Genomic DNA, 8496 nt, shown 5'->3' with positions numbered 1-8496 from the left:
AGCCGCGGCAGGCAGCTCATCCTGATCCGACATCTGGTCAGCCGCCGGCGCGGGCAGCTTGGCCAGCCGCTCCTGCAAGGGCACGCGCCGGGCCAACGCGTCATCGCGTTGGCCGCGCAGCACGTCCACGCCCTTGGGCGCGTGGATGGCGAGCGTCTTGCGCATGCCGTCCAGTTCACGCTGCAAGGCCGTATAGCGCGCGTGGCGCTGTTCAGCGTCGGCCAATGCCGTCACCCCCAACCGTTCCAGCAACGCGCTCCAGGCCGTCTGCAAAGCCGCGCGTTCGCGTTGCAACGCCGGCAGGTCCTGGCCGCCCGGTTCGATGCGCAAGCGCCCCACTCCCGGCAGATCCAGGTCGGCGGCGGACGTCAGCAGCACCTGGCCGTCGCCGGCCAACAGCCTGCCGTCCAGCGTGGCCTGGCGCCCGGCTTCCAGCTGATACGACAGCCGGGTGGCGATGGCTTGCTGGCGCAGTTGCAGATTGGCCAGTTCGCGCTCGCTCTTGCGCAGCGCATCGATATCGCCATCGGCGATTTCGATACGGACGGCTTCGGCCTTCAGCGCCGAACCTTGTTCGATCAGCGTGGTAACGGCCTTCAGGGCGTCGTCCAGGCGTTCGACTTCGGCATTCAATTGCGCCAGCTGGTGCTCCAGGTCGCGGCGGTCGGCCACGGCCTGGACCGCGGCCACGCGCAAGCGGGCGGCATCAACCGCCGCAGCGTGCGCTTGACGCTGTTGCTGCGCGCGGGCCAGCGGCGCTTGCGCGGCGTCGACCCGGGCCCGTGCCGCCTGGGATTCCTTGGCAAGCGCCTGGTAGTCGGCCTCGTCCTGCTGGTCGCGCCGGACCTGGTCCTGCAACAAGGTCAACGTCTGGGCGGCCTGGGTCTGCTCGCGGCGCAGGCCGTCAAACGCTTCGCGTTCCTTCGCCAGCGCGGCTAGGCGGGCCCGGGCCTCGACGGCCTTGGCCTCGAAGTCCTTCCACGGCTGGCTAGCCTGGGCGCGCTCGTGGTCGCGGCGCAGCTCCGCCAGGCGGTCAACGTCGGTATTCAGTTGCGCCATCGCCTGCGCACATTCGTCCCGTTCGGCGATGGCGCGCGCCAAGGCGTCCTCGGCGTCCTTATAGGCGCCCTTGGGACGCCCGTTGCGCGCATCCAGCAAGGCGGCGCGTTCGGCCGACACGCGCTCGAACAGGCGGTCGCCATCACTGGCGGCCAGCTCTCCGGACAACTGCGTCAGCGCGTCGCGCAGGTGGAGGCCGGCATGACCAGCCGCCTCTTGCAGATTATGGCCATCGCCCTGCTGGATCCACAGCAGGCCGGGGATGCCCGCCAGGTCCGGCTTGCTTTGGCCGCGCCCCGGCAGCTCGAACCCCAGCAAGGCAGCCAGCGCGTTTTCCGCTTCTTCGCCGTCCAGGCGTTGGGCGCCGTCGTCGATCAATAGCTCGCATCGGGCTCGCGACAGGAACTGCTTTTTCAACACGTAGGAATGATCCGCGTGCGTGAACGCCAGCTCAACACTGGGCCGCGCGCCGGACTCGCCGCGCGGCGCCAGATCGGCGACCTTGCTGGTGCTGTAGCGTTCCAGGAACGCCGCGCGGATGGCGGACGCGACGGTGCTCTTGCCCGCCTCGTTCGCACCGACGAAAAGGTTCAAGCCGTCTTGCAGGCCGTCCAGCACCATCGGCTGGCGGAACTTGCGGAATTCTTCAAGCGCAATCCGGGAGAGTTTCATTTGGCAGCCCCCTGCGCGGCGCTTTCGCGCTGGAACCGCAACAGCAGCCGCAGGGCTTCGCCCGCGACCGCGGCTTGCGCGCCATCCGCCTGCAAGGCCTGCAATTGCGCGGCCACCTCGCCGACGTAACCACTGGCCCCCAGTTCGGCCAGATCGGCCTGATCAGGTTCCAGCAGCAGGCCGGACAAGTCCGGAAGCAAGGCCCGCACCTGGGCGGTGGCCTGGTCTACGGCGCGTTGCAGCGCGTCCCAGGTCTCCATGTTGACGTGGCCCTGCACGTCCAGCCGCAGCACGTCTTCCGCGCGCAGCGCCGCCAACCGTTCGGCAAGCGCGTGCGCGTCGGTGGGCAGGCTGACGGTCTCCGTCCAGGCGGACCAGCGGTACTTGCCGGTGGCCACGCGTTCCACCACGGGCTCGACGCCCGGAGCATCGATGCGCACGTCCAGCACGTAGCCGGGTTCATTGCCGCGGAAGCGGTCTTGCTCCGGCGTGCCGGCATACCAAGTGCGCGCGTCGATGGACAGGCAGCCATGCCAATCGCCCAGCGCCAGATAGTCCAGCCGCGCGCGGGCGCTGCGGTCGGGTGCGATGGGATTGGTGGCGTCGATCGTGTCGGGCAGGCGGCCCGCGACGCTGCCGTGGGCCAGGCCCACCCGCACGCGCCCGGGTTCTGTTTCCAGCGTGTCGAAGGCCTGCGTCACGTCATCGTAGGTATGGCGTTGCGTCAGCGGCGCGGCCAGCACGGCCAGGTTGATGGCGGGCAGGTCCACGACGCCGGTGCGCAACGGCACGTGCACGTTGCCGGGGATGCAGCCCAGCTGCATCGCGCGGCTCCAGACGCTGTCGGCCAATGCCGCGTCGTGGTTGCCGGCGATCATCACCCACGGGCCGGCGTAAGCGGCCATGGCGGCGAACAGCCGGCGGATCGTGCGGTCCGACACGCCTTGCGTATCGAACACGTCACCGGCCACCAGCACGGCGTCTACGCCACGTTCCGCCGCAAGCGCGGCAATGCGTGCCACGACGTCAAAACGCGCTTCGGCCAGCATGGCGGCGTCGTCGGTGTCGAACTGGCCGTACTGACGGCCGATCTGCCAGTCGGCAGTGTGCAGGAAATGGGTCATGGGCCGATTTTGGCACAAGCGGCGCCATTCAAAACAGACAACGGCCCTCCCCGCATTTTGCGCGAGGAGGGCCGTCGAGAGCATGGCTTTTGGCCGATGCCCGATAAGCGAAGCGGGGCGAGTCGAAGCGCCGGCTCAGGCGCGCTTGCCGTCCAGTACCAGCGGCGGGGTCGACGAGGCGCGGCGGTCATAGCGCGACAGGCTCAGCCCGTCGGTACGGATGGCCGGGCGCTGGCCCATGACCTGGTCGGCGACCAGCTTGCCGGAGCCGCAAGCCATCGTCCAACCCAGGGTGCCGTGACCGGTGTTCAGGAAAAGGTTGCCGTAGCGAGTCGGGCCGACGACGGGGGTGCTGTCGGGCGTCATGGGGCGCAGGCCCGTCCAGAACTCGGCCTGGGCGACGTGTCCGCTATCCGGGAACAAATCGTTGACGACCAGTTCAAGCGTCTTCCTGCGGGCGTCTTTCAGGCGCAGATCGAAGCCGGACAATTCCGCCATGCCGCCCACGCGGATGCGCTCGTCGAAGCGCGTGACGGCGATCTTGTACGTTTCGTCCAGGATGGTCGACACCGGCGCGGCGGCCTCGTCTTTAAGCGGTATGGTCAGCGAATAACCCTTGACCGGGTAGACCGGCAGGTCCAGGCCCAGCGGCTCCAGGAAGCCGCGCGTATAGCTGCCGAAGGCGGCCACGTAGCGGTCGGCCGTCAAGACGTCGCTGCCCACGCGCACGCCCGTGATCTGGCCGCCGGCGGTGTTCAGGCCAGAGACGGTCTGGTTGTAGCGGAAGTCCACGCCCAGCGCCGCCGCCATCTCGGCCAGCCGCGTGGTGAACAGGCGGCAGTCGCCGGTTTCGTCATTGGGCAGGCGCAGGCCTCCGGCCAGCTTGTGGATCGAACGCGCCAAGGCGGGCTCGGCCGTTACCAGGCGGTTGCGATCCAGGAGTTCGTAGGGCACGCCCACTTCTTCCAGCACGGCGATGTCGCGGCGGGCGGCTTCCAGCTGGGCCTCGGTGCGGAACAGCTGCAAGGTGCCGCGGGTGCGCTCTTCATAATGGATGCCCGTGGCCGCGCGCAGTTCGCGCAGGCAGTCGCGGCTGTACTCGGACAGCCGCAGCATGCGTTCCTTATTGACGGAATAGCGGTCGGCCGAGCAGTTGGCCAGCATCGCCGCCATCCACTTCAGCTGATACAGGCTGCCGTCCAGGCGGATCGCCAGGGGCGCATGCTTCTGGAACAGCCACTTGATCGCCTTCAACGGAATCCCGGGCGCGGCCCAAGGCGTGGAATAGCCCGGCGAGACCTGGCCGGCGTTCGCATAGCTGGTTTCCTGGGCGGCGGCGGGCTGGCGGTCCAGGACCGTCACCTTGGCACCCTGACGGGCCAGGTAATAGGCGGTGGTGGTGCCAATAACGCCGCTGCCGAGGACGATCACATGCATGATTCTTTCCGTATTTGGATTTGGTCAGTATTTTCGGTAGTCTATGAGCCTATTCGCAGTGAAAAGCACTGATTATTTTCCTTTGCCAGTGCTTTTCCCGGGCACGCCCCTGTTTTTCGATCGCCAAAAGTGAAATGCGCGACCTAGACCGAATCGACCTGAAAATCCTGGATATCCTGCAGCGCGAAGGCCGCATTTCGGTGACCGAATTGGCCGATCGGGTGAGCCTGTCCGCCACCCCGTGTTCGGACCGCGTCAAGCGCATGGAGCGCGAAGGCGTCATCACGGGTTACCATGCGCGCGTCAACCCGGCCGCATTGGGCAAGAATCTGCTCGTCTTCCTGGAAATCAAGCTGTCGGCCAAGTCCGGCGACGTCTTCGACAAGGTCAAGAAAGAGCTGCTGTATGTTCCCGAAGTCATGGAATGCCATCTGGTGTCCGGTGATTTCGACTATCTGGTGAAGGCCCGCCTGACGGAAATGAACGAATACCGTCGCCTGCTGGGCGAAATCCTCAAACGACTGCCGGCTTCCGCGGAATCGCGCAGCTATGTGGTCATGGAGGAAATCAAGGAAACCCTGTACCTGCCCGTCGACCGCTAGGCCGCGCGCGCAGGGTTCCCTGGCCCCGATATCCCCGGGGCGATGCGGTTTATTACGAAACACGCGGACGCCGGCTGCTATGCTGGCGGCCCTCTGACCCGCGCCGGCAAGCCGTGGTCCGACCCTAATTCTCTAGTTCCTGCCTATGACTCGTCTCTACAAATACTTCTTCCGCGGCCTGATCACCGTCCTGCCGCTGGCTTTGACCATCTACCTGCTCTATATCTTCCTGGCCTGGACGGAAGCGGTGGCGCTGACTTTTCTGCGCCCCTTCATCGGCGGCTTCTACGTGCCGGGCATGGGCCTGGCGCTGGGCATCCTGGGCATTCTGGCCATCGGGTACCTGGTGTCCAAGGAACGCGTGCAGCGCTTCCTGACCGTGGTGGAAATGCCCTTCACCAACCTGCCGGTGGTCAAGAGCATCTATTCGTCCTTGAAGAGCTTCGCGGACTATTTTTCGCCCAGTTCCAAGAATACGGCGCAACAGGTCGTGATCCTGCGCGTGCCCGGCCAGCAACTGGAGTTGGTGGGCCTGGTCACCCGCCGCAGCATGGACGGCCTGCCTGAAGGCTTCACGCAGGGCGACCGCGTGGCCGTCTACCTGCCGATGGGCTACATGATCGGCGGCTACACCGTCTTCGTACCGCAGGACTGGGTGACGCCCATCCAGATGTCGGTCGAAGAGGCGATGCGTTCGTCGCTTATCGCCTGGATGGCGCGCGCGGAAAGCGCACCCCGCCCCGCCGCGCCCAGCGTGCCCGAGGCGCCTGCCGCCGCCCCCGAGAACACCAACCGCAGCGGCCCGGCCTGAGGCCGCCTGACGTACGTGGCCGATCCGGCCGCTTTCACACCTGAATTTGCGCAATTCCTCCATGCCCATCATTGAATTCACGCTTGCCGACGGCAGCCCCTATATCGAAGTGAACCAGCTGCTTAAGGCCACCGGCGTCTGCGACAGCGGCGGCGCGGGCAAGATGATGGTGGCCGACGGCCTGGTCAGCGTGGGCGGCGTCGTCGAGACCCGCAAGACCGCCAAGATCCGCGGGGGGCAGATCGTCACCTGCGGCGACGTCCGCATCGTGGTGCGCGCCGCAGACGCGCCCGCCGACAACGCCTGACCCCGTTCCCCCCGTCACCGCAACGCCGCGAGCCGCCATGAAACTCAAGATGTCCCAGAACTCCATCTTCGCCGTCCTGCTGCGCTCGCCGTGGTGGATGAGCGCTGGCGTGGCGGTGCTGCTGTGCGTGGGCGGATTCGCCGCGCTGCCGCTGGACTACGCGGCGATGGGCGTGTTTGCGGCGGTGCCGTTCGCGGTCATTTCCATCATGGCCGCCTACAAGCAATTGCGGGCGCCCTCGGGCACCCGCGTGCAGGCCGTGGCCGAAACCGCCGCCGCCATGTCGTGGGCCGACTTCGCCGACACGGTCGAGGCCGGCTTCAAGCGCGACGGCTGTGAGGTCCAGCGCCTGCAGACGCCGGGCGCGGACTTCGCCTTGAGCAAGGACGGCCACGTGGCCATCGTCAGCGCCAAGCGCTGGAAGGCCGCCCGCGTGGGGGTGGAGCCGCTGCGCGAACTGCAGGCGGCACGCGAGAAACGCGGCGCCCGCGAAGCTATCTACATCGCCCTGGGCGACGTGTCCGACAACGCCTGGGCCTACGCGAAGGCGCAAGGCGTGTCGCTGATGACGGCGCCCGAACTGGCCAAGCTGCTGCGCGACCTGAAGGTCTAAGGGCGCCTGGCGGGCGTCACACCACCATGACGGAACTGGCCGCGATCACGCGCCATTGACCGGAGACCGCGTCCAGCGCCCAGGTCCGCATGAACCGGAATGTGCCGTTGGCCGGCACCCCGTTGTAGCTGCCCGATATTCGCGCCTGCACCGACACGACCGCGCATTCCGCACGCGGCAGGATGTTCAGTTCGGACAGGTCCAGCCCATGGATCTTCAGCATGCCCGAACGGTGCGCGTCCAGGTCGTCTTCGCGGGTGAAGCTCCAACCCATGTGGTTCGTGAACAGCAGCTGCGGATCCAGCAGGCGCTCAAGCGCCGCGAGGTCGGATGCCAGCATCGCCTGGCGCAGTTGCTCTTCGGCGGCTTGAATCCGCCCTTCTATCGTCTGGCCCATTGTCCTTGCCTCACGCAGTGTAATGACGCCGGCATTCTATTCCGACACCAAGCGTCTTGCTTTGTTGCCAATATGCCGCCCGGCCCGCGCAGCCTTAAGATTAAATGCGGGTCCGGCGAAGCACGCCGGCCATTTCCTGAACCTGCAGAGAACTTCCGATGACTTACCGCATCCTTGCCGACCTGGTCCTGGTCGCGCATGGCCTCTTCGTCGCCTTCGTCATGTTCGGCGGTTTGCTTGCGCTGTGGAAGCCCCGCATCGCCTACTGGCATCTGCCCGCGCTGGCGTGGGGCGCGATGGTGATCGGCATGGGCTGGATCTGCCCGCTGACGCCGCTGGAGGTGTCGCTGCGGCAGCAGGCGGGCCAGCAGGGATACGCCGGCGGCTTCATCGAACATTATGTGCTGGGCCTGATCTACCCCGAGGGCATCACGCGGACCACGCAGATCGTGCTGGCCACGTTGCTGATCGTAGGCAATATCATTGTCTACACGCTGTGGGCGCGGCGGCGCCGGCGCAACTTTTCCGAAGGATCCAACGCATGAGTTCCCATCCCGACAGTGACCAGATGATCCGCGCCTACGACGCCCAGGGCCGCGAAGTGCTCGTCACCCGCGAGCAATGGCGCGAGAACGTGCTGCCCGGCGCCATCGAACAGGACTGGAACGATGCCGACCGGCTGGCGGGCCTGATCATCCAGTCGCTGAACGACGGCTTCATCGACGAGATGGTCGGCCCCGCCGAACGGCTGGTGGAACTGGACCCGAACCCCGAACGCGCCGTGGTGCTGCAGGCCATCGTCTACATGAAGCAGGACCGGCTGGACGACAGCGAACGCGTGCTGCAAGCGTTCTGCGCGCAACATGGCGAGACGGGCATCGTGCTGACCAACCTGGCCAAGATCCACGCCGAACGCGATGACGAAGCCCGGGCGCTCGACACCTTGTGGCGCGCCTTGCAACGAGACCCCAACCAGGACAACGGGCTGGGCTGGTTCGAGGCCATCCACCGCGATTTCGGCGGCGACGCGGCGGGTATCACGGCGATGCGAAAAGTCGCCGCCCTGCCCGGCAGCTGGCGTGCGCAGCTATGGTTGGCGCGTGGTGAGCTCGGGTCGCACAACTACGCCGGCGCGATCGCGCTGTACAACGAGGCGCTGTCGCGCGCGGGCGACCCCGCCCCCGCCGACTTGCTGATGCAGATGAGCGGCGACCTGGGCAATGCCGGCCGTATCGCCGACATCCTGGAATTGGCCGGCCCCCGCTTCCAGGTTCACGCGCATGGCCTGCAGGTGGGCAGCAACCTGATCAAGGCCAACCTGCTCCTGGGCCGGCCGGACGATGCCCAACACATCCTGGATCAGTTGCGCGCGCTCGACCGCCCCGACTGGCAGGAACACCTGGCGTATTGGGACGCGCAACTGGCGCAAGGCCGCCCGGGCTGAAGCCGGACCGGCCGCGACGGCGCAGTCTGG

10 protein-coding genes are annotated in these 8496 nt (G+C 66.8%); 6 read left to right on the top strand and 4 right to left on the bottom strand.

Annotated features, from left to right (window positions below; translation table 11 throughout):
• The 3 genes from AC27VE_RS28550 to AC27VE_RS28540 all read right to left on the bottom strand — a co-directional run.
• The coding region (locus AC27VE_RS28550) for an AAA family ATPase (protein WP_488705622.1) at positions 1-1731 on the bottom strand (1731 nt) is incomplete at its 3' end.
• The gene (locus AC27VE_RS28545) at positions 1728-2855 is read right to left on the bottom strand and encodes a metallophosphoesterase family protein (RefSeq protein WP_488705621.1); all 1128 of its coding nucleotides are present in this window, start codon (positions 2853-2855) and stop codon (positions 1728-1730) included. The genes AC27VE_RS28550 and AC27VE_RS28545, both read right to left, overlap by 4 nt.
• A 135-nt stretch (positions 2856-2990) precedes the next feature.
• Positions 2991-4292 (bottom strand): D-amino acid dehydrogenase, encoded by a 1302-nt coding sequence (locus AC27VE_RS28540; RefSeq protein ID WP_488705620.1) that lies wholly within the window; start codon positions 4290-4292, stop codon positions 2991-2993.
• A 134-nt stretch (positions 4293-4426) separates the two neighbouring features.
• Between AC27VE_RS28540 and AC27VE_RS28535 the strand changes: the two genes are divergently transcribed.
• The 4 genes from AC27VE_RS28535 (at position 4427) to AC27VE_RS28520 (ending at position 6625) form a co-directional block, all read left to right on the top strand.
• On the top strand, positions 4427-4894 hold the full coding sequence (locus AC27VE_RS28535) for an Lrp/AsnC ligand binding domain-containing protein (RefSeq protein ID WP_088587260.1): 468 nt from the start codon (positions 4427-4429) through the stop codon (positions 4892-4894).
• Between the two features lie 145 nt (positions 4895-5039).
• Entirely contained in the window at positions 5040-5705 is a 666-nt protein-coding gene (locus tag AC27VE_RS28530; protein WP_427962156.1) for a DUF502 domain-containing protein, read from the top strand.
• 61 nt (positions 5706-5766) lie between these two features.
• Complete coding sequence (locus AC27VE_RS28525; RefSeq protein ID WP_006227491.1) at positions 5767-6012, top strand: RNA-binding S4 domain-containing protein; 246 nt, start codon at positions 5767-5769, stop codon at positions 6010-6012.
• Positions 6013-6049: 37 nt separating this feature from the next.
• Complete coding sequence (locus AC27VE_RS28520) at positions 6050-6625, top strand: restriction endonuclease (RefSeq protein ID WP_427939256.1); 576 nt, start codon at positions 6050-6052, stop codon at positions 6623-6625.
• Between the two features lie 16 nt (positions 6626-6641).
• Here AC27VE_RS28520 and AC27VE_RS28515 read toward each other — a convergent pair whose 3' ends face one another.
• Complete coding sequence (locus AC27VE_RS28515; RefSeq protein WP_488705619.1) at positions 6642-7022, bottom strand: nuclear transport factor 2 family protein; 381 nt, start codon at positions 7020-7022, stop codon at positions 6642-6644.
• Between the two features lie 158 nt (positions 7023-7180).
• On the opposite strand from AC27VE_RS28515, the gene AC27VE_RS28510 reads away from it, so the two are divergent.
• Positions 7181-7567 (top strand): DUF2784 domain-containing protein, encoded by a 387-nt coding sequence (locus AC27VE_RS28510; RefSeq protein WP_006227494.1) that lies wholly within the window; start codon positions 7181-7183, stop codon positions 7565-7567.
• Positions 7564-8466, top strand: a complete 903-nt coding sequence (locus AC27VE_RS28505) for a tetratricopeptide repeat protein (RefSeq protein ID WP_488705618.1) — start codon at positions 7564-7566, stop codon at positions 8464-8466. Before AC27VE_RS28510 ends, AC27VE_RS28505 begins: the two co-directional genes overlap by 4 nt.
• Positions 8467-8496 lie beyond the last annotated feature (30 nt).

Source organism: Achromobacter sp. 18P8.1.1, assembly GCF_057799415.1.
Note: the sequence above shows the minus strand (reverse complement) of the source record. Positions and strands in the feature narration are given on the sequence as shown.

Coding starts and splice junctions, on each gene's coding strand:
- AC27VE_RS28545 (WP_488705621.1), bottom strand. CDS start 2,855: ATGACCCATTTCCTGCACACTGCCGACTGGCAGATCGGCCGTCAGTAC.
- AC27VE_RS28540 (WP_488705620.1), bottom strand. CDS start 4,292: ATGCATGTGATCGTCCTCGGCAGCGGCGTTATTGGCACCACCACCGCC.
- AC27VE_RS28535 (WP_088587260.1), top strand. CDS start 4,427: ATGCGCGACCTAGACCGAATCGACCTGAAAATCCTGGATATCCTGCAG.
- AC27VE_RS28530 (WP_427962156.1), top strand. CDS start 5,040: ATGACTCGTCTCTACAAATACTTCTTCCGCGGCCTGATCACCGTCCTG.
- AC27VE_RS28525 (WP_006227491.1), top strand. CDS start 5,767: ATGCCCATCATTGAATTCACGCTTGCCGACGGCAGCCCCTATATCGAA.
- AC27VE_RS28520 (WP_427939256.1), top strand. CDS start 6,050: ATGAAACTCAAGATGTCCCAGAACTCCATCTTCGCCGTCCTGCTGCGC.
- AC27VE_RS28515 (WP_488705619.1), bottom strand. CDS start 7,022: ATGGGCCAGACGATAGAAGGGCGGATTCAAGCCGCCGAAGAGCAACTG.
- AC27VE_RS28510 (WP_006227494.1), top strand. CDS start 7,181: ATGACTTACCGCATCCTTGCCGACCTGGTCCTGGTCGCGCATGGCCTC.
- AC27VE_RS28505 (WP_488705618.1), top strand. CDS start 7,564: ATGAGTTCCCATCCCGACAGTGACCAGATGATCCGCGCCTACGACGCC.